This is a genomic window from Luteibacter jiangsuensis (assembly GCF_030812295.1).
Lineage (GTDB): Bacteria > Pseudomonadota > Gammaproteobacteria > Xanthomonadales > Rhodanobacteraceae > Luteibacter > Luteibacter jiangsuensis_A.
On sequence record NZ_JAUSSK010000004.1, the window covers coordinates 55,722 to 75,858 of the forward strand.

Here is a 20,137-nt window from a genome sequence, read left to right on the forward strand (position 1 = left end):
CTTAAAGCTATCGAGAGCCCTGAAGCATGAGGTTTGCTTTCGGAACCGCCCCGGAGGTTGGACGGGCGTCCAACTTCCGGGGACGTTCATTTCGGGAGCCCCTGTGTCTTACTTGATGACGCCCTTCACCGCATCCACCACCGCCGTGGTCGTGATGCCGAAGTGTTCATATAACTTGTCGATCGGGGCGGACGCGCCGAAGGTCGTCATGCCGACCGCCTTACCATCCAGGCCGATGTACTTCGCCCAGAAGTCGACGCTGGCCGCTTCCACCGCCACGCGGGCGCGGCACCACGACGGCAGCACGCCTTCACGATACTCGACCGGTTGTGCGTCGAATTCTTCCGTGCAGGGCATCGAGACGACGCGGACCGGCACGCCCTGGTCGCCCAGCGCCTGCGCGGCTTCGACGGCGATGCCGACTTCCGAGCCGGTGGCGATGATGATCGCCTTGAACTTCTCTTGCGATTCCCAAAGGACGTAGCCGCCCTTCTCGATGTCGGCGACCTGCTGTTCGGTGCGCGGATTGTGCTTGAGGTTCTGGCGCGAAAAGATCAGGCACGACGGGTTGCCCGCGCGCTCGATGGCCTTCTTCCACGAAACCGCCGACTCCACGGCATCGGCCGGGCGCCACACGCGATTGTTCGGGATAAGGCGCAGCGAGCCCAAGTGCTCCACCGGCTGATGGGTGGGGCCGTCTTCGCCCAGACCGATCGAGTCGTGGGTGTAGACATGGATCGCATGCGCCGGGATCAGCGCCGACATGCGCACGCCGTTGCGCGCGTAGTCGGAGAACACCAGGAAGGTGGCATCGTACGGAACGAAACCGCCGTGCAGGGCGATACCGTTCGAGATCGCCGTCATGCCGAACTCACGCACGCCGTAATGGATGTAGTTGCCTTCAGCACCGCCTGTGGCGATGTTCTTCGAACCCTTCCAGATGGTGAGGTTCGACGGGGCGAGGTCGGCCGAGCCGCCGATCAGTTCCGGCAGGAGCGGGCCGAAGGCGTCGAGTGCCATCTGCGAGGCCTTGCGCGAAGCGACCACGGGACCTTCGGCTTGCAGCTTCTTGATGTAGGCGGCGGCGCTTTCGTTCCAGTTGGACGGCAGCTCACCGGCGATGCGGCGCTTGAATTCGGCGGCGAGTTCCGGGAATTCCTTCGCATACGCCTCGAATTTTTCGTTCCAGGACTTCTCCGCCTTGGCACCGGCTTCCTTGGCATCCCACGAGACGTAGATTTCTTCCGGGATCTCGAACGGACCGTACTTCCAGCCCAGCTTTTCCCGGGCGGCCTTCACTTCGTCCGGCCCCAGCGGGGCGCCGTGCGAGGATTCCTTACCTTCCTTGTTCGGTGCGCCGAAACCGATCACCGTCTTGCAGATCACCAGCGAGGGCTTCTCGCTCTGCGAGGTGGCGGCAGCGATGGCCTTCTTGATCGCTTCGGCATCGTGGCCGTCCACCGGCTTGTCGTCGTCACCGACGACGACGTTCCAGCCGTAGGCACGGAAGCGCTCGGCGGTGTTATCGGTGAACCAGTCGTGGACTTCGCCGTCGATCGAGATGCCGTTGTCGTCGTAGATGGCCACGAGCTTGCCTAGCTTCAGCGTGCCGGCGAGCGAGCAGACTTCGTGCGAGATGCCTTCCATGAGGCAGCCGTCACCGACGAACACGAAGGTGTGGTGGTCGACGATGTCGTGGCCAGGCCGGTTGAAGCGCGCAGCCAGCACCTCCTCGGCGATGGCGAAACCGACAGCGTTGGCAAGGCCCTGGCCAAGCGGGCCCGTGGTGGTCTCGACGCCCGGGGTGTGGTGGTACTCCGGGTGGCCAGCGGTGCGGAAGCCCAGCTGGCGGAAGTGCTTGAGGTCTTCGATGCCGAGGTCGTAGCCGGTGAGGTGGAGCAACGCGTACTGCAGCATGGAGCCATGGCCGTTCGACAACACGAACCGGTCGCGGTTGGGCCAATGCGGATTGGTCGGGTTATGGTGGAGGAAGTCACCCCACACCACTTCGGCGATGTCGGCCATGCCCATCGGCATGCCCGGGTGCCCGGACTTGGCGGCTTCGACACCATCCATGGCCAGTGCGCGGATCGCGTTTGCGCGTTCGCGGCGTGTCGTCATCGGCGTTCTCCAGTTAACAGGCGTCGGAAAAACCCCGATTGTCGCGCATTGGTTCCTGCTTGTCGTGGACGTTCGTGTCGCAACGCACAAGTTAACCCCGCCTTAATCTTTTGACACCGATTTTTGAATCTCTTCAGGTACGGAGGGTTCTAATCGTTCACGGCCATCGACCTCCCCCATCCCCCAACCGGACGGTGGCCGCCCCGAAAAGAAGAGGAACATCTCCATGAAAAAGGCAGCTCTTGCCCTTGCGGTTTCTTGCGTCTCGTTCGCGGCCATTCCGGCCTTCGCCCAGGACAGCAACCCCGCTGTGTCTGGCAATTACCAGCCCAGCCAGGCCGTGGGTAGCGGCAACTGGTTCATCGGCGCCAATGTCGGCCGCACCAACGGCAGCGACACCGGTGGCTTCGGCAGCGACACCGGCGGATTCAACTTCCTTCACGGCGAAAAAGACCGTCGCACGGGCTACGGCCTGCTCGGTGGCTACCGCTGGAAGGTCGGTCCGGACCTGGGCCTCGGTGTCGAGGCGGGCTACACGGACCTCGGCAACTATCGTGTGAAGAACGTCTTCGAGTCGGGCCAGGACGTGGACCAGAAGGGCACGCGCAACGCGCTGCGCGGCTGGATGGTCGGTGTCAACGGCAAGATCAACCTGGTGCCGCAGTGGTACATCAGCGCGCACGGCGGTTACTTCCGTGCGAACGACAACAACCAGAACTACAACAACAGCGTGGGTCAGGATCTCGGCTTCTCCAGTGGCGGCCATCCGGATCGCGGCAGCTGGTATGCCGGTCTCGGCACCGGCTGGGACGTCAACGAGCATTTCGGCGTGGGTGTCAGCTATGACTACTTCCATGCCGACGCCGGCAAGGTCCGCAACAACACCACGGGCGAAGTCTCCCGGGGCCTGAAGCGTTCCACCGGCATTGTGTCGCTCGCCGGCGAATATCGCTTCTAAGTTTCGCGCGACAACGGTCCTTCAACGACCGAGCCGCGACGCCACCCCCGTCGCGGCTTAATCGTTTCTTAATACTGCACTAAGCGGTATTGAATCTATGCGAGGACGCCACATCTAACGTTCTACGCACGGCATCCCCGCTCGTGCGCCGCTGCGCATACGGCATTCCCCCATGGCCGCGCCGCGACAAGAACAAGAAGCAGGAGAGATCCACCATGAAGAAGACCCTTATCGCCCTCGCCCTGGTCGCCGCCGGCATGGCCGCGGCTCCCGCTTTCGCGCAGGACGCCAATGGCGCCGGCGGTTGGTTCATCAACGGCAATGTCGGTCGCACATCGGTAGACAAGGACCGCTACGACGGTCACGACACCGGCTACGCACTCAACGGTGGTTATCGCTGGACCGTGACCCCGTGGGCCGCACTGGGTGTCGAGGCCGGCTATAACGATCTCGGCAACATCAACGCGAAGAACTTCTTCAACGGCGACCGCGTCGTCGACCGCCGCAAGTCGGAACTGCATGGTTGGACCGCGGGCGTGAACGGCCACTTCAACGTCGATCCGAAGTGGTACATCAGCGGCCGTGCCGGTATCTATGGCTGGAAGGGCCACGGCGTCAGCAACGACGACGTCACCCGCCGCGATCTCGACAAGACCAGCTGGTATGCCGGCGTGGGTGTGGGCTACGACTTCACGCCGAACTGGAGCCTGGGCATCAACTACGACCACTACGATGCGAAGAAGGATGGCCTGGACCTGTCGACCAACATGACCTCGGTCTCGGCGGAATATCGCTTCTAAGCCAGCTTCGGCCTCGGTCGAAACAAAAAAACCCGGCGCCTCGCGGCGCCGGGTTTTTTCTGGGCGGAGCTGGGGGGGCTATCAGCCGCCCTTCTTCCAACGACCAAGTGCGGCGTCGCCGTTTTCCTTCGCACGCGCGTAGACCACGTCCTGGGCCTTCTTGACGTTGCTTTGCTGGTCCTTCGACCAGACATTCAGCGCCTCGGCCACGAGCGCGCGGCCGTAGGAAAAGCTCACCGGCCAGGGGTGCGGACCCATCTGGTTGATGATGTTCAGGTGTTCGGTGGCCTGGGCGTCGGTCTGGCCACCGGAGAGGAAGACGATACCCGGCAGGGTGGCCGGCACGGTGGTTTTCAGGACACGGATGGTGGCATCGGCGACTTCTTCCGGCGTAGCTTGCGCATCCTTGGGCGCGTGCTTGCCCGGGATCACCATGCTGACCTTCAGGATGGTGCCCTCGAGCATCACGTTCTGCTCGTACAGCGCATTGAACAGGCTGCGCAGGACCGCCTCGTGCACCTCGTAGCTGACGTCGAGGTCGTGCGTGCTCTCCGGGCCGTCCATGACGATTTCCGGCTCGACCATCGGCACCAGCCCGGCTTCCTGGCACAACGCGGCGTAGCGGGCCAGCGCGTGCATGTTGGCTTCGATGGCGGTGGAGCTGGGATTGTCCTCGGTGATGTTGATCACCGCACGCCACTTGGCGAACTGGGCACCTAGCTGGGCGTATTCCTTGAGGCGGTCACGCAAGCCATCGAGGCCCTCGGTGATCATGTCGCCGGGGAAGCCCGCGAGCGGCACCGGGCCCTTGTCCACCTTGATGCCAGGGATGATACCGGCCTTCTTCATGGCCTCGACGAGCGGCACGCCATCCTTGGTCTTCTGCCGGATCGTCTCGTCGAACAGGATCGCCCCGGAGATGTGCTCACCGAGGTTGGGCGTGGTCAGCAGAAGCTCGCGATAGGCGCGCCGGTTTTCCTCGGTGTTCTCGACACCCGCCGCGTCGAAGCGCTTCTTGATCGTCCCGGTCGATTCGTCGACGGCGATGATGCCCTTGCCGGTGGCAACCATCGCCTGCGCGACCTGTTCGAGGTTTTCGATGCTCATGACAACTCCGTGGAAGTAGTGGTATGCCCCGCGAAGCCTGGGGGGCGGATGCAAAAAACCGGCGGAGTATATGGGAATACCCCGTGGACGCCGTTGTGCGGCGCGATCAACTGGTCTGGTCGTAGCCGGGCAGTTTGCACTGGCTCAGGATGGAAGCCTTGCGGGCCGGGTCGTCGGGCAGGTTGAAACCGGCGACGTAATAGGTCTGCACAGGCTCGGCGGTGCCGTTCTGCGTGCCCTTCACGTAGACCAGCTGCTTCACGATGCTGACGCCGACCTGGCCCAGGTCGCCTTCCGGGACGACCTTCGCGATCGTGGGATTTCGCGTCTTGCCATCGGAGCCGATCATGTAGGTGACAGCGACGCAGCCAGGCTGGTTGAGGTTCTTGCCCGTGTTGGGCACATCGGCGTCGATGGTCTTGTTGGTGAGGAACCAGTAGCCGGTGAGGCGCTCCGGAGAGACGCGGCGTAAGGTCTGCGCCGCGGCGGTGCCGGCGACGAGGAGGAGGACGGCGGCGATGGCGCCGGTGCGGAAGCTGATTCGGATCATGACGCCCTCGTGGATTTGCCAGGGCATCGAGTTTACTCCCGCCGGGGGATGCGATGCGTGTGAAATCGTGCGGTGGGCGGGAGATCCGCGCCGGTGAGTGGACGCCGCGACCGGGAATCGCGGACAGAGTCCGCTCCCACCCAGCCGGCTGCCGGGACTGCTCCCACCAGGCCGGTGCTTGGAGTACCGGCAAGCCCCGGTAGCCAATGCCTGGTGGGAGCGGACCCTGTCCGCGACAGGTGCCGGAGGCGCCTGTTACAGGTCGCGCAGGCTGTCCGCGATGCCGTCTTCGCCGATCACCAGCAACTTCAGCGTGTTGGTGCCACCGCCCCGGCCGATATGGTCGCCGTGGGTGAGGATCACGCGATCGCCCTTGGTCAGCTTGCCCAGTGCGAACAGGTGCTGGAGCGCGGCACGGGCGGTGTGCGCGGGGTCGAGGTTGCTCTGCTCGAAGTCCACCGGCTGTACGTCGCGCAACACCAGCATGCGGCGACGGGCCATGCCGGACGGCGACATGGCGTAAATGGGCACGGCGAAACGATAGCGCGACAGCCACTGCGCGGTAGCGCCGGATTCGGTCAGCGCGACGATCGCGCGAACGCCGACCTGGGCCGCCAGCAGCATCGCCGCGAGGGCGATGGCCTGGTCGGAACGGTCGATCGAGTGCGTGTCCGGGCGCAGGTCGTCGCGCGGCTCGAACTGGCGCTCGGCACCGAGGCAGATGCGGCGCATCGCGGCCACGGCCTTGTCCGGATGGGCGCCGGCCGCGCTCTCCTGCGAGAGCATCACGGCGTCGGTACCGTCGATCACGGCATTGGCCACGTCGAGCACTTCGGCGCGGGTCGGGATCGGCGCCGTGACCATCGATTGCAGCATCTGCGTCGCGGTGATGACCGAGCGGTTGCGTTGCACGGACTCGCGGATGATCTTTTTCTGCAGGCCCGGAAGCTCGGCGTCGCCGATCTCCACGCCGAGATCGCCGCGGGCGACCATGACGACGTCGGAGGCGTCGATGATCTCGCCCAGTACCGGGATGGCATCCGCGCGCTCGATCTTCGAGACGATAGCCGCGTCACCGCCAGCCTCGCGCAGCAGTCGGCGTGCCTCGTGCAGGTCTTCCGCGGAACGGACGAAGGACACGGCCAGGAAGTCGGCGCCCATCTCGGCGGCGAGCTTGATGTCGTTACGGTCCTTGTCCGACAGTGCCGCGACCGACAAGCCACCACCCTGGCGATTCAGGCCCTTGCGGTCGGACAAGCGGCCACCGATCGCGACCCGGCAGCGGATCTCGCTACCCACCACTTCCACGACCGCGAGCGCGACCAGGCCGTCGTCGAGCAAAAGGATGTCGCCGGCGACCACGTCCTTGGGCAGGTCGTAGTAGCTCACGCCGACACGGGCCTGGTTACCCGGAGGCGCGTCGGGACGGCAGTCGAGTACGAAGCTGTCGCCGGTCATCAGGTCGACGGGGCCACCCGCGAACTTCTCGATGCGGATCTTGGGACCCTGCAGGTCGGCCAGGATGCCGACCTCGCGGCCGACCTTGTCGGCTGCGGCGCGTACCGCCGCGGCACGGGCCCGGTGATCGTCCGGCTGGCCATGCGAAAGGTTCAGGCGGACGATATCCACGCCCTCCTCGAGGATTTTCTCGAGCATGCCCGGCGCATCGGTGGCGGGGCCGAGGGTGGCGACGATCTTGGTGCGGCGTACCTGAATTTCGGTCATGGAGGATTACCTTGTCTTGAATGCGGGGCGCGGATCAGTCCAGCGTCTTGTTGAGCAGGTCGGCGAGGCGTCTGGCCGCTTCGCGCAAGCGTGTCTCGGCGATAGGCAGGTTCGTCGCCACGTAGGCGTCGTCGATGCGGTGGCCGTCGGGATAAAAACCCGGAGTGGCGACGATCGAGCAGGACTCCTCCGCCCATTGCGCGTACGGATTGTCGAACGGCGCGATCGGGCGCGGCAGCTTCACGGGTCCTTCGGCGGCCAGACGGTCCGCGTAGGCCTGCCACTTGAGGTCACGGGTGTAGAGCATCTGCGAGTCCCACACGCGGTGCAGGTTCGTACCCTTGCCATCGAACTGCACCTGGTACTCGTTGCCGCCCTTGTCGTCACGGTTGCCCGCGTGCAACGGCTGGTGCACGTCGCCGACGAAGTGGACCACGAATTTCAGCGCCTCGGCGCGTTCCGCGTTGGACTTGTGCCGGTCGCCGAGGATGGCCACGTATTTCTCCAGCCCGCCGATGACGCAACGGCCGTCGGCGCAGTCGCGTGGCGGCACGTAATGGCACTTCCCGTCGCGGAAATTCACGTAGTGCAGGGGACCGGTGGCCTTGCCCAGGTCTTCCTTGCCGGGCATGTCGCGCAGATGGTCGGGCCAGCTGGCGATATCGGGCAGGGAATCGGACCCATCCGCCTTCAACAGCCGGGTCACCTCGGCGCGGGCCGAGGGGTCGAGCTGGCGCCAGGCCAGTTCGGCGACGATACGGTGGCCGATGTCGCCCCAGGCCTGCACGGTGGCGGCGAAGGCGGGAATGGCGAGGGCCAGCAGGGCGGCGATGGTGCGGCGCTTATGGAGGGCTTTCATGGACCAGCAAACGTTTCCGGGCGGGCGAACGGCCAAGTGTGCCACAGCCGGACTGAGACCCGGATGACAAATCGCGGCAATGCAGCAAGCAGGGTCCGGGGGGCTTCCGTTACCATGGAGGTTTACACCACCCGCCCCTACTTCGTTAGCACATCCCATCCCGGAGGCTGCACATGACCATCAAGGTCGCCATCAACGGTTACGGTCGCATCGGTCGCAACATCCTGCGCTCGCTCTACGAAGCGAAGAAGAACGGCCAGGACATCCAGATCGTCGCCGTCAACGACCTCGGCAACGCCGAGACCAATGCCCACCTCACCCAATACGACACGGCCCATGGTCGCTTCCCGGGCGAGGTGTCGGTCGACGGCGGCGACCTGATCGTCAACGGCGACCGCATCAAGGTATTCGCCGAGCGCGATCCGTCGAAGCTGCCCTGGGGCGAGCACGAGGTCGACGTGGTGATGGAATCGACCGGCTTCTTCACCTCCAAGGCCAAGGCCGGCGCGCACATCGCCGGCGGCGCGAAGAAGGTCATCATCTCCGCCCCGGGCGACAAGGACGTGGACGGCACCTTCGTCTTCGGCGTGAACCACGACAAGCTGACCTCGCAACATCAGGTCATCTCCAACGCATCGTGCACCACCAACTGCCTGGCGCCGCTGGCCAAGGTCCTGCACGAGAAGATCGGCATCGTGCACGGCCTGATGACCACCATCCACGCCTACACCAACGACCAGGTGCTCACCGACGTCTACCATTCGGACCTGCGCCGCGCCCGTAGCGCCACGCACAGCCAGATCCCGACCAAGACCGGCGCCGCCGCCGCGGTGGGCCTGGTGCTGCCGGAACTCAACGGCAAGCTCGACGGCTTCGCCATGCGCGTGCCGACGATCAACGTGTCGGTGGTCGACCTCACCTTCACCGCCGCGCGCGCCACGACCAAGGAAGAGATCGACGCCGCCATCAGCGAAGCCGCGAACGGTTCGCTGAAGGGCATCCTCTCGGTCAATACGCAGCCGCTGGTCTCGATCGACTTCAACCACAATCCACACTCGTCGATCTACGACGCGACGCAGACGCGCGTCATGGAAGGCACCCTGGTCAAGGTTCTCTCGTGGTACGACAACGAGTGGGGCTTCTCGAACCGCATGCTCGACATGGCCACGGCCTTGATGGCCGCGAAATAAGCGCCGCCACAATCGAATAGGTACGGCCACGGGGGGCCCGCAGCGATGCGGGCCCCTTTTTTTTGCACGGAGAATGACCGATGTCCCAAGGATTCATCCTGGCCGGCTGCCTGTTGTGGTTCACGCTGCCAGTCGCCGCGACCGATTGCACCGCAACACGGCCCTCGACGGCGGACATCGTGGACGAGGGCTTGTTGACCCCGTCGGTGGCCATCGACCGACGCAGGCGCCTCGCCGACCGCCTCCTCTGCTCCGCACTCGCAGGCAATGCGGCAAGCCAGGAACTGGCGGGAACGCTCTACTACCAAGGGCCATCACGAAAGGGGAACGTACTGATGCGCGACATGTCCCGGGCACGTCATATGCTCACCGCGGCGGCAAACCGGGGACGCCGTCACGCGATGCACCAGCTCGCGGAACTGGAGCTGTCCGACGGGCACCTCTATGAAGCCGCGCTTTGGACCCGTGTCGAGTACGTGATGCACGGGCTCCCGCTGCCGCCACTGGCGCACTTGAATCGCACGATCGAGGCTCGGATATCGCAGGACACCCGGCTGGAGGCGGACGTGCTCTTGAAGGTGGCGGCCATACGCGAAGCGATGGAGGCTCCTACGCCTTGACGATCGCCTGTTCGATCGATCCGAAGATGGAAGCCCCGTCGTTGTCGGTGACGTCGATTCGCACCGTGTCGCCGAACGAAAGGAAGGGCGTGCTCGCCTTGCCGTCACGCAGGGTTTCAACGGTGCGCTGCTCGGCAAGGCAGGACGCGCCCTTGGACGTATCCTGGTTGGCGATCGTTCCCGAGCCTACCAGCGTGCCGGCGGTCAGGGGGCGCGTCTTCGCCACATGCGCCACGAGCTGGGCGAAATCGAACTGCATGTCCACGCCGCACTCGGCTTCACCGAACCACGCGCCATTGATCCACGTGCGCATCGGCAGGTGCAGCTTCTCGTTCCGCCACGCCTCGCCCAATTCGTCGGGCGTGACGAACACCGGCGACAGCGCCGAACGCGGCTTCGACTGGAGGAAGCCGAAACCCTTCGCCAACTCGGCGGGAATCAGCCCGCGCAGCGACACGTCGTTGACCAGGCCGACGAGCTGGATATGCCCCGCGGCCTGCGCCGGGGTCACACCCATCGGCACATCGTCGGTCACCACCAGCACTTCCGCTTCGAGATCGATACCGAATGCTTCGCTCGATACGACCACCGGGTCACGCGGGCCGAGGAATCCGGCACTCGTCGCCTGGTACATCAGCGGATCGGTATAGAACGACTCCGGCACCTCGGCGCCACGCGCCTTGCGCACGCGCTCCACGTGTGGCAAGTAGGCGCTGCCATCGACGAATTCATAGGCACGCGGCAAGGGCGCGGCAAGCGTCGCCATGTCCAGATCGAACGCGCCCTCCGCCTCGCCGGCGTTCAACGCTTCCGAAAGTGCATTGAGGCGGGGCGCCATCGCGTGCCACTCGTCCAGCGCCGCTTGCAGCGTCGGTGCGATGCCCGCGGCCTTTACCCCACGGGTGAGAGACCGATCGACCACCACGAGCGTGCCGTCGCGGCCGCCTTCCTTCAGCGAAGCGAGTTTCATGCTTTTCCTTACAGATCAGGTGGCCGAGGGATCGAAGTGCTTCTTCAATCCGCGCCAGCATTCGTAGTAATCGCCCTGCAGCGCCGTCGACTCGAGGGCTTGCCGGCTGGGGCGGATGACCTTGCGCGTTTCGAACATGAAGGCCATGGTGCCAACGATATGGTCAGGACGCGAGATGTCGGCGGCCGAGGCTTTCTCGAAGCTTGCCGCATCGGGGCCGTGCCCGCTCATGCAATTGTGCAGGCTCGCGCCACCTGGCACAAAACCGCCGGCCTTGGCGTCGTACGCGCCATCGATCAATCCCATGAACTCGCTGGCCACGTTACGGTGGAAATACGGCGGCCGGAATGTGTGTTCGGCCACCAGCCAGCGCGGCGGGAAGATCACGAAGTCCATGTTCGCCACGCCCGGCGTGTCGCTGGACGAGGTGAGCACCGTGAAGATCGAAGGGTCCGGGTGGTCCACCGCGATCGAGCCGATCGTATTGAAACGCCGCAGGTCGTACTTGTAAGGGGCGTAGTTGCCGTGCCAGGCGACCACGTCCAGGGGCGAGTGGCCGATGGAGGCCGCCCACAAGGTCCCCTGGAACTTGGCGAGGAGTTCGAAATCGCCGTCGATATCCTCGTAGGCCGCCACGGGCGTAAGGAAGTCGCGCGGGTGGGCCAGACCATTCGCGCCGATCGGCCCCAGGTCCGGCAAATGCAGCGGCGTGCCGAAATTCTCCGCCACGTAGCCACGCGCTTCGCCCTCGGGCAGTTCAACGAGAAAGCGAACGCCGCGCGGCACTACCGCGATCTCCAGCGGCTCCACGTCGAGCACGCCGAGCTCCGTGCGAATACGCAACCTGCCCTGCTGCGGCACGATCAACAGTTCGCCATCCGCATCGTAGAAGTAGCGCGCCTCCATGGACCGGTTGGCGCCATAAAGATGGATGCCGATGCCGGCCTGCTCCGCCGCGCCGCCATTGCCACCCATCGTGATCAGGCCATCGAGAAAATCGGTGGGCTGGGTCGGCATGGGCAGCGGATCCCAGCGCAGCTGGTTCGGCGTGGCCGGTGCTTCGTCGAAGCGGTTGTGGAAGGTCGCATGCCCCTGTTCCGTGAACGGGGAGTGCTGTGCCGCCGGGCGGATGCGGTACAACCAGCTGCGCCGGTTGCGATGCCGGGGCGCGGTAAAGGCGCTACCCGAAAGCTGTTCGGCGTAGAGCCCCATGGCCACGCGCTGCGGCGAGTTCTGCCCCGAAGGCAATACACCGTCTACCGCTTCGGTGGCGAACTCGTTGCCGAAGCCGGTCTGGTAGCCGCGGATATCGTCGGTGTGGCTCATCGTGGTGGTCCTTAGGCGATGACGGCCGGCCCGGCGTCAGAGCACGCCGCGGCGCATCTGGTCGCGCTCGATCGACTCGAACAGTGCCTTGAAATTACCATTGCCGAAGCCTTCGTTGCCCTTGCGCTGGATGATCTCGAAGAAGATCGGCCCGATGGTGTTCTGGGTGAAGATCTGCAGCAGCAACTTCTTCTTGGTCTCGTCGTCGGCGTCGATCAGCAGCTTGTTCTCTTGCAAGCGCGCCACGTCCTCGCCATGGTCCGGCACGCGCACGTCGATCACTTCGTAGTACGTCTCGGGCGTGTCGAGGAAGGCCACGTCCTGCGCACGCATCGCCTCGACCGACTCGTAGATGTTGTCGGTGAACAGGGCGATGTGCTGGATGCCTTCGCCATTGTACTCACGCAGGTATTCGTTGATCTGCGACTTCTCGTCCGAGGACTCGTTCAGCGGAATGCGCACGAGGCCGTCCGGCGCCGTCATCGCCTTCGACACCAGGCCGGTCTTCGCGCCCTTGATGTCGAAGTAGCGGATCTCGCGGAAGTTGAACAGGCGCTCGTAGTACTCCGACCACTTCTCCATGTTGCCGAAATGGAGGTTGTGCGTCAGGTGGTCGATGAAGGTGAGACCGAAACCCTTCGGATGCCGATCGACACCCGGCAGCCACTCGAACTCGGCGTCGTACACCTCGCCCTTGGCGCCATAAGTGTCCACCAGGTACAGGGCTGCACCACCGATGCCTTCGATGGTCGGCACCTGCAGGGCCAGCGTCTCCGGCTTGAAGCCGATCTTCGTGGCGCCGTTGGACAGCGCCGTGGCCTGCACGTCGGTGGCGGGACGGTTGAAACGAATGGCGAATCCGCAGGCGGACGGGCCGTGCTTGGCGACGAAATCCGCGGCGAAGGAGCCCGGCTCCTCATTCACGAGGAAATTGCAGTCGCCCTGGCGATAGAGGGTGATCTTCTTCGTCTTGTGCTTCGCGACCGGCATGAAGCCGAGCCGGGGAAACAAGGCGTGCAGCAACGCCGGATCCGGTGCTGCGAATTCCACGAACTCGAAGCCATCGACACCCTGCGGGTTTTCGAAGGTGGTGACTTCCATACCGGTGTTGGGCTGGGCGCTCATTGGGCGATACTCCTGCGACGGGCACGGCTTGCGCCGTATACCGCCACGTTATAGTTTCACTTGTAACCATTTGCAAGGACCAGCGCAGCATGACATTCGAGACCGTCCCAGCACATGCCCCGTTGGAACTGGAGCGCTTCCTGCCTTACCGGCTATCGATCCTGTCGAATACGGTGAGCCAGTCCATCGCGGCGGAATACCAGGACCGATTCGAACTCAGCATGACGGAATGGCGCGTGATGGCGGTCCTGGGCCGCTTCGCGGAGCTCTCGGCTCGCGAGGTCGCCGAACGCACGGCGATGGACAAGGTGGCGGTGAGCCGAGCCGTGGCGCGGCTGGTCGAGGCTGGCCGGGTCGACCGGAGCACCCACGGCGGCGACAAGCGCCGTTCGGTGCTGAAGCTTTCCGAGGCGGGCTGGGCCATCCACGACGAGGTCGCGCCCATGGCCAGGGCCCACGAGCGGGACCTGCTGGCGAAGCTGGATGAGGGCGAGCGGGTGCAGCTCAACCGGATACTGGATAAGTTGCTGGCGCCCTGAGGCGCCTATCGCCGACAGGGTCGGCTCCCACCAAGCCCGTCAAGCCGACGAAGCCGAGGTGGGAGCCGACCCTGTCGGCGATGCTTCACTTCACCCCGTGCATGAGCCGGTTGATCAGTGGCGCGATCAGGAACAACACGATCCCCGCGCCAATCAGCAGTTCGAAGCTGAAGCTGAAACCGGACAACGCCGAAGTCACGGTCATGCCCGTCTCGCCGCTGATATGCCCCGCCAGCAGGCCCGACAGGTTGTTGCCGATGGCGGTGGAGAGGAACCAGCCGCCCATGGCCAGGCCGACCACGCGAATCGGCGCCAGCTTGGTCACCATCGACAGGCCGATCGGCGAAAGGCAAAGCTCGCCGATGGTCTGCAGCACGTAGCATGCCGCCAGCGGCCAGAACGGAATCAGGCCATTGCCGCCGACCAGGCTCTTCAACGCATACATCAGCACCAGGAAGCCCAGCGCGTTGAAGATGAGGCCCAGGCCGAACTTGCGCGGGATCGACGGTTCCTTGCGCAGGCGCGCCGACCAGCCCCAGGCCAGCGCGACGATCGGCGCGAAGACCAGGATCGCCGCCGAGTTCACCGACTGGAACCATCCGGTGGGGAACTCCCAGCCGAACATCTGTCGGTCGACGATGTTCTGGGCGAGGAAGTTGAACGAACTGCCCGCTTGCTCGAAGAACATCCAGAACAGCACGTTGAAGGTAAACAGCAACAGCATCGCGATCACGCGATGGATCTGGATGCGGTCGTGGCGAACCGCCTCGACCACCAGCATCACGGCGACGCCGATGAAGAGCACGCCGAGCAACCATGCGATGAAGATCGCGCCCGCCTTGGCCATCAGCAGGTAGACGAGCGGGATGGCGACGAGGATGCCCACGATCACCGCGACCAGGTTCTTCCCTTCATGGCGCTCCGGCGGCGGAACGCCCACGCCCTTGAGCTGGTGCTTGCCGACGAGGAACCAGATGAAGCAGATCACCATGCCCACGCCGGTGGCGGCGAACACGGCCTTGTAGTTGTCCTGCAGCGGCGTGTCCGTCAGCACGGAAGCGAGCCAGCCCGTGACGAGGGGAGCGAGGAACCCGCCAAGGTTGATGCCCATATAAAAGATCGTGAAGCCACGATCGCGGCGATCGTCGCCGACCGGATAGATCTGTCCGACCAGCGAGGAGATGTTCGGCTTGAACAGGCCATTGCCCACGATCACCGTGGCCAGGCCGGCGAGGAACACCTGCTGGTTCGGAACCATCACCATGAACAGGCCCGTGCCCATCACCGCCGCGCCCACCAGGATGGAGCGCTGGTAGCCGAGGATGCGGTCGGCCACCCACCCGCCGAAGATCGCCGAGGCGTAGACCAGCGCGAGGTAGGCGCCATAGGTCCGGCTGGCATAGCCCTGCCCTGCCGGATCGCCGTTGAAAAACTGGGCGACGATGTACAGGGTGAGGGCCCAGCGCATGCCGTAGAAGGCGAAGCGCTCCCAGAATTCGGTCATGAACAGCATCCACAGGGGACGCGGGTGACCCAGGGTCTGCGGGTAGTCGGGCACGGGCCGGGCGGCGGCTGGGGCGGTCGGTGTCATGGCTTTCCCTGTGGAAGATTCGTGCAGGGTGTTTAGCTGGCCCGGCCCCATGCGTCAAATCCGCCGGATTTTCAGGTCCCCAGGATCGTGCGCACTTCGATCAATTCGGGGAAGAAACTCTGCTCCAGCGCCTTGCGCAGGAACGCCACGCCGGAGGAACCGCCGGTACCGGGGCGGAAGCCGATGATGCGCTCCACGGTCTTCATGTGGCGGAACCGCCAGAGCTGGAAGGATTCCTCGATATCCACCAGTTCCTCGCTGAGATGGTACTCAGGCCAGTGGTGGGCCGTGTCCTCGTAGATCCGCTTGAACACGGGCAGCAGGGCGGGCTGGCTTCGCCAGGGCTGGGTGAGGTCGCGCTGCAGCAGTTCCACAGGCACCGGGTGGCCGCGCCGTGCCAGGTAGCGCAGGAATTCGTCGTAGAGGCCGGGAGCCTCGAACACCTTGCGCAGGCGTTCGTGGGCCAGGGGATCGTGCTCGAACACGCGCAGCATGTCGGCGTGCTTGTTGCCGAGCAGGAACTCCACCATGCGGTATTGCAGCGACTGGAAGCCCGACGAGGGCCCGAGCACGTCGCGGAACTGCAGGTATTCCGCCGGTGTCAGTGTCTCCAGCACTCCCCACTGTTCGTAGAGCTGGCGTTGAATCTGCTTGACCCGCGCGAGGATCTTCAGCGTGCCGTCCACGTCGTCGGCGCGCAGGCGTTCGAGCGCGGCGTCCAGCTCGTGGATCATCAGTTTCAGCCACAACTCCGAAGTCTGGTGCTGCACGATGAACAGCATCTCGTCGTGATGCGCCGGCTGGCTGCGCGGATGCTGGGCGGAGAGCACCTGATCGAGCTTCAGGTATTCCGAATAGGTAAGGCTCCCGCCGAGATCGGTGCGGATTCCGGGTTCGAGGTCGCGCCTGGGATTGGCCATGGGGACGAATTCACAATGAGGGGTTGACAGCCGCCAAACCCGCGCCATGACGCCATTCGTGGCCTCTGGCGGGGAAATCCATGCTGCGCCGTGCCTTGCCGCGCCATAATACCCCTGATATCTAGTCCGGCTCGCAAGAACCCAAAAGCCGTGTCGCGCCCCGCTGGATGGGCTTGGCCGCTTCCCCACTCGTGCGTGTCGTTTCTAACCTTCCCCTGGGAGCGAGTCGTGTCCATCGCCGCCAAGTTCGAAATCGAATACCTGCAATACCTTGACCAGGACGGCAAGGAAACCGGTAAGGAACTCCCCGCATTCACCAAGGATCTCGACCACATGGTCGAGCTCTACAAGCTCATGGTGTCCACCCGCGTGTTCGACGCCAAGTCGATCGCGCTGCAGCGCACCGGTAAACTCGGCACCTATGCATCGTGCCTCGGCCACGAAGCCGCCCACGTCGGCATCGGCAGCGCGATGCGCCGCGAGGACTCGCTGGCGGTTTCCTATCGCGAGTACGGCGCCCAGCTGTATCGCGGCGTGAAGCCGCGCGAGGTCTACACCTATTGGGGCGGCGACGAGCGCGGCAACGACTATGCCGATGCCCCCGCCCACGATTTCGCCTGGTGCGTTCCCATCGGCACGCAATGCCTGCATGCCGCCGGCTCGGCGCTCGCCTTCAAGATTCGCAAGGAACCGCGAGTCGCGGTCTGCACCATCGGTGACGGCGGCTCGTCCAAGGGCGATTTCTACGGCGCCATCAATGTCGCTGGCGCGCAACAGCTGCCGCTGGTGGCCGTGATCGTGAACAACCAGTGGGCGATCTCGGTGCCCCGTCGCATCCAGACCGGCGCCGGCACGCTCGCGCAGAAGGGCATCGCCGCCGGCCTGCCGTGCATCCAGGTCGACGGCAACGACATCATCGCCGTGCGCGCGGCCATGGAGATCGCGCTGGAACGTGCCCGCTCCGGCCAGGGTGCCTCGGTGATCGAGGCGGTCACCTACCGCCTGGGCGACCACACCACCGCCGACGACGCCCGCCGCTACCGCGGCGAGCAGGAAGTGAAGGACGCCTGGGAACGCGATCCCGTGCCTCGCCTGCGCAAATGGCTCGAAGGCAAAGGCATGTGGGACGACGCGAAGGAAGAGGCCTGGAAGGCCGAGTGCGACGACTGGATGGACAACGAGGTGAACGCGTACCTGGAAACGAAGAACCAGCCGGCCACGGCGATGTTCGACTACCTGTACGCCGAGCTCCCGGCCGACCTCGAAGCACAGCGCGAGCTCGTCGCTTCCCTCGATCGCAAGTCGTAAGGAATTCCTTCCCATGGCACAAATCACTCTTATCGAAGCGGTGACCCAGGCGCTCGCCTATGAGATGCGCAACGACGACAGCGTCGTGGTGCTCGGCGAGGACGTCGGCGTCAACGGTGGCGTGTTCCGCGCCACGCAGGGCCTGCAGGAACAGTTCGGCGAAATGCGCGTCATCGACACGCCGCTGGACGAAGGCACCATCGCCGGCCTCACCGTCGGCCTGGCCGCACAGGGCATGAAGCCGGTGGCCGAAGCCCAGTTCGAGGGCTTCATCTATCCGATGATGGAACACATCGCCTGCCACGCGGCGCGCATGCGCAACCGCACCCGCGGCCGCATGACCGTGCCGGCTGTATGGCGCGCCCCCTGGGGTGGCGGCATCCGTGCGCCGGAGCATCACTCGGAAGCCAACGAACACCTGTTCACGAACATCCCGGGCCTGCGCGTGGTGATGCCATCGTCGCCGGCCCGCGCTTATGGCCTGCTGCTCGCCGCCATCCGCGATCCGGACCCGGTGATCTTCTTCGAGCCCAAGCGCATCTACCGCCAGTACAAGGAAGAAGTGCCCGACGACGGCGAGGCGCTGCCGCTCGACGTCTGCTTCGTGCTGCGTGACGGCACCGACGTGACCCTGGTGACCTGGGGCGCGCAGGTGAAGGAATGCCTCGAGGCCGCCGACGAACTGGCGCAGAAGGGCATCAGCGCCGAGGTGATCGACGTCGCCACGCTCACCCCGCTCGACTTCGACACCATCGCCGAATCGGTGACCAAGACCGGCCGCTGCGTGATCGTGCACGAGGCTCCGAGGACCGCCGGTTTCGGCGCGGAGATCGCCGCCCGCCTGGCCGAGGAATGCCTCTACAGCCTGCTCGCACCGGTGGAACGCGTCACCGGTTTCGATACCCACATCCCGCTGTTCCGCCTGGAAATGAAGTACCTGCCCAGCGTGGAACGCATCGTCGAAGCCGCCCAGCGTACGCTGGCCGCCTCCTGAGGAACCGATAGAAATGGCCGATATCAAGACCTTTTTCCTGCCGGACCTCGGCGAAGGCCTTCCCGACGCGACCGTCGTGGAATGGCACGTCAAGGAAGGCGACACGATCAAGCTCGACGCCCCGTTGGTGTCGATGGAAACCGCCAAGGCCGTCGTCGACGTGCCTTCGCCGTACTCCGGCACCGTGAAGAAGCTGCATGGCGCACCGGGCGATATCATCGAGACGGGTGCTTCGCTGGCCGACTTCGAGATCGACCCGAACGCGCGGCAGCGTGCCGAGGCCGAATCCACCGGCCATCATCACGGCCCCAAGAAGGGCGTGGGCAGTCCCGCCCCGGACGACGCCTCCAAGGTCATCGCTTCCGATGACGGCGGCGAAATCGATTCCGGCAACGGCGGCGATCGCGAAGACGAAGGCACCGTCGTCGGCGCCATGGTCAGCGGCAACGCCGTGCACACCGAACAGGTGAGCAGCGCCGGTGGCGTCAAGGCCGTGCCGGCCGTGCGCGCCGCCGCGAAGAAGCTGAAGGTCGACCTCACCCGCGTGCAGCCCACGGGCGCCGGCGGCGTGATCACCATGAGCGACGTGAAGAACGCCGCCGCCAATGGCAGCGCCGCGCTGGGTGCCGCACCCACCCGCTCGGCCGCCGCCCAGCACCTCGCTCCCAGCCTGCCCGAGCCGGGCCCGGCACCGCAGCAGCGCACCGCCGTGTCGCTCGCCGGCAAGGCCGTCCGCACCGCGCCTCCGGGCAAGGACGCGATCGGCCAGCCGGAACAGTTGAAGGGTGTCCGCCGCAACATGGCCCGCGTGATGGCCGAAGCACATGCCAACGTCGTCCCGACCACCATCGTCGACGATGCCGACCTGCACGCCTGGATCGGCAAGCAGGACATCACGGCGCGCCTCATCCGCGCCATCGTGGTGGCATGCAAGACCGTGCCTGCGCTCAACGCCTGGTTCGATGGCAAGAACCTCAGCCGCACCGTGCATCCGCACGTGGACATCGGCATCGCCGTGGACACCGAGGACGGCCTGTTCGTGCCCGCCCTGCGCAACGCCGACGTGCTCGATGGCGCCGGCATCCGCGCCGCGATCAAGCGCCTGCGCAGCTCCGTGGAAGACCGCAGCATTCCGGCCTCGGAGCTTTCCGGCTATACGATCAGCCTGTCGAACTTCGGCATGTTCGCCGGCCGCTACGCCACCCCGGTGGTCGTGCCGCCGACCGTCGCGATCGTCGGCGCCGGCAAGCTCAGCCACGACGTGGTCGCCGTGATGGGTGGCATCGAGGTACATCGCCGCATGCCGCTGTCGCTCACCTTCGACCATCGTGCCGCCACGGGCGGGGAAGCCGCGCGCTTCTTGAAGGCCATGATCGACGACCTGGGACTGCCCAACTAACCCGTTCGCCCGGCAAAAGCCTGGTGGGAACAGCC

Annotated in this window: 18 protein-coding genes; 8 read left to right on the forward strand and 10 right to left on the reverse strand. The window is 65.0% G+C overall.

What is annotated here, in order from left to right; all coding sequences use genetic code 11:
- Window positions 1-108: 108 nt before the first annotated feature.
- Window positions 109-2,121 (reverse strand): transketolase, encoded by a 2,013-nt coding sequence (gene tkt, locus J2T07_RS14090; RefSeq protein ID WP_306850744.1) that lies wholly within the window; start codon window positions 2,119-2,121, stop codon window positions 109-111.
- 226 nt (window positions 2,122-2,347) lie between these two features.
- Here tkt and J2T07_RS14095 point away from each other — a divergent pair, with 226 nt between their 5' ends.
- The gene (locus J2T07_RS14095) at window positions 2,348-3,079 is read left to right on the forward strand and encodes an outer membrane protein (RefSeq protein ID WP_306850745.1); all 732 of its coding nucleotides are present in this window, start codon (window positions 2,348-2,350) and stop codon (window positions 3,077-3,079) included.
- Window positions 3,080-3,294: 215 nt separating this feature from the next.
- Window positions 3,295-3,879, forward strand: coding sequence for a porin family protein (locus J2T07_RS14100; RefSeq protein WP_306850746.1), 585 nt, complete (start codon window positions 3,295-3,297; stop codon window positions 3,877-3,879).
- Window positions 3,880-3,960: 81 nt separating this feature from the next.
- Here J2T07_RS14100 and J2T07_RS14105 read toward each other — a convergent pair whose 3' ends face one another.
- The 4 genes from J2T07_RS14105 to J2T07_RS14120 all read right to left on the reverse strand — a co-directional run bounded on the left by J2T07_RS14105 (window position 3,961) and on the right by J2T07_RS14120 (window position 8,120).
- Window positions 3,961-4,986, reverse strand: coding sequence for a class I fructose-bisphosphate aldolase (locus J2T07_RS14105; RefSeq protein ID WP_306850747.1), 1,026 nt, complete (start codon window positions 4,984-4,986; stop codon window positions 3,961-3,963).
- A 106-nt stretch (window positions 4,987-5,092) separates the two neighbouring features.
- Window positions 5,093-5,536, reverse strand: a complete 444-nt coding sequence (locus J2T07_RS14110; RefSeq protein WP_306850748.1) for an energy transducer TonB — start codon at window positions 5,534-5,536, stop codon at window positions 5,093-5,095.
- Between the two features lie 255 nt (window positions 5,537-5,791).
- Entirely contained in the window at window positions 5,792-7,261 is a 1,470-nt protein-coding gene (gene pyk, locus J2T07_RS14115) for a pyruvate kinase (RefSeq protein WP_306850749.1), read from the reverse strand.
- A gap of 34 nt (window positions 7,262-7,295) precedes the next feature.
- Window positions 7,296-8,120 (reverse strand): S1/P1 nuclease, encoded by an 825-nt coding sequence (locus J2T07_RS14120; RefSeq protein WP_306850750.1) that lies wholly within the window; start codon window positions 8,118-8,120, stop codon window positions 7,296-7,298.
- A 173-nt stretch (window positions 8,121-8,293) separates the two neighbouring features.
- On the opposite strand from J2T07_RS14120, the gene gap reads away from it, so the two are divergent.
- Together gap and J2T07_RS14130 are read left to right on the forward strand one after the other, a co-directional pair.
- On the forward strand, window positions 8,294-9,310 hold the full coding sequence (gene gap, locus J2T07_RS14125; protein WP_306850751.1) for a type I glyceraldehyde-3-phosphate dehydrogenase: 1,017 nt from the start codon (window positions 8,294-8,296) through the stop codon (window positions 9,308-9,310).
- An 80-nt stretch (window positions 9,311-9,390) separates the two neighbouring features.
- Window positions 9,391-9,930 carry a hypothetical protein gene (locus J2T07_RS14130; RefSeq protein WP_306850752.1) on the forward strand — a complete coding sequence of 180 codons (540 nt, stop codon included), beginning with the start codon at window positions 9,391-9,393 and terminating at the stop codon, window positions 9,928-9,930.
- On the opposite strand, the gene J2T07_RS14135 is transcribed toward J2T07_RS14130, so the two are convergent.
- Genes J2T07_RS14135 through hppD form a run of 3 tightly spaced genes read right to left on the reverse strand, consistent with a single transcriptional unit; the run spans window position 9,920 to window position 13,351 of the window.
- Window positions 9,920-10,900 carry a fumarylacetoacetate hydrolase family protein gene (locus J2T07_RS14135; protein WP_306850753.1) on the reverse strand — a complete coding sequence of 327 codons (981 nt, stop codon included), beginning with the start codon at window positions 10,898-10,900 and terminating at the stop codon, window positions 9,920-9,922. The two genes, J2T07_RS14130 and J2T07_RS14135, sit on opposite strands and share 11 nt — an antisense overlap.
- A gap of 15 nt (window positions 10,901-10,915) precedes the next feature.
- Complete coding sequence (gene hmgA, locus J2T07_RS14140) at window positions 10,916-12,226, reverse strand: homogentisate 1,2-dioxygenase (RefSeq protein WP_306850754.1); 1,311 nt, start codon at window positions 12,224-12,226, stop codon at window positions 10,916-10,918.
- 36 nt (window positions 12,227-12,262) lie between these two features.
- Window positions 12,263-13,351, reverse strand: coding sequence for a 4-hydroxyphenylpyruvate dioxygenase (hppD, locus tag J2T07_RS14145; protein WP_306850755.1), 1,089 nt, complete (start codon window positions 13,349-13,351; stop codon window positions 12,263-12,265).
- A gap of 89 nt (window positions 13,352-13,440) precedes the next feature.
- Here hppD and J2T07_RS14150 point away from each other — a divergent pair, with 89 nt between their 5' ends.
- Window positions 13,441-13,890, forward strand: a complete 450-nt coding sequence (locus J2T07_RS14150; protein ID WP_306850756.1) for a MarR family winged helix-turn-helix transcriptional regulator — start codon at window positions 13,441-13,443, stop codon at window positions 13,888-13,890.
- 85 nt (window positions 13,891-13,975) lie between these two features.
- Here the strand turns inward: J2T07_RS14150 and J2T07_RS14155 are convergent, their stop codons facing one another.
- Window positions 13,976-15,481, reverse strand: a complete 1,506-nt coding sequence (locus J2T07_RS14155; RefSeq protein WP_306850757.1) for a peptide MFS transporter — start codon at window positions 15,479-15,481, stop codon at window positions 13,976-13,978.
- A gap of 71 nt (window positions 15,482-15,552) precedes the next feature.
- A complete protein-coding gene (locus J2T07_RS14160) occupies window positions 15,553-16,401 on the reverse strand; it encodes a tryptophan 2,3-dioxygenase (RefSeq protein ID WP_306850758.1) in 849 nt (282 codons plus the stop codon).
- A 228-nt stretch (window positions 16,402-16,629) separates the two neighbouring features.
- Between J2T07_RS14160 and pdhA the strand changes: the two genes are divergently transcribed.
- Genes pdhA through J2T07_RS14175 form a run of 3 tightly spaced genes read left to right on the forward strand, consistent with a single transcriptional unit; the run spans window position 16,630 to window position 20,102 of the window.
- Entirely contained in the window at window positions 16,630-17,709 is a 1,080-nt protein-coding gene (gene pdhA, locus J2T07_RS14165; RefSeq protein WP_306850759.1) for a pyruvate dehydrogenase (acetyl-transferring) E1 component subunit alpha, read from the forward strand.
- A gap of 13 nt (window positions 17,710-17,722) precedes the next feature.
- Window positions 17,723-18,703 (forward strand): alpha-ketoacid dehydrogenase subunit beta, encoded by a 981-nt coding sequence (locus J2T07_RS14170; protein WP_306850760.1) that lies wholly within the window; start codon window positions 17,723-17,725, stop codon window positions 18,701-18,703.
- Window positions 18,704-18,716: 13 nt separating this feature from the next.
- On the forward strand, window positions 18,717-20,102 hold the full coding sequence (locus J2T07_RS14175) for a dihydrolipoamide acetyltransferase family protein (RefSeq protein ID WP_306850761.1): 1,386 nt from the start codon (window positions 18,717-18,719) through the stop codon (window positions 20,100-20,102).
- Window positions 20,103-20,137: the final 35 nt, after the last annotated feature.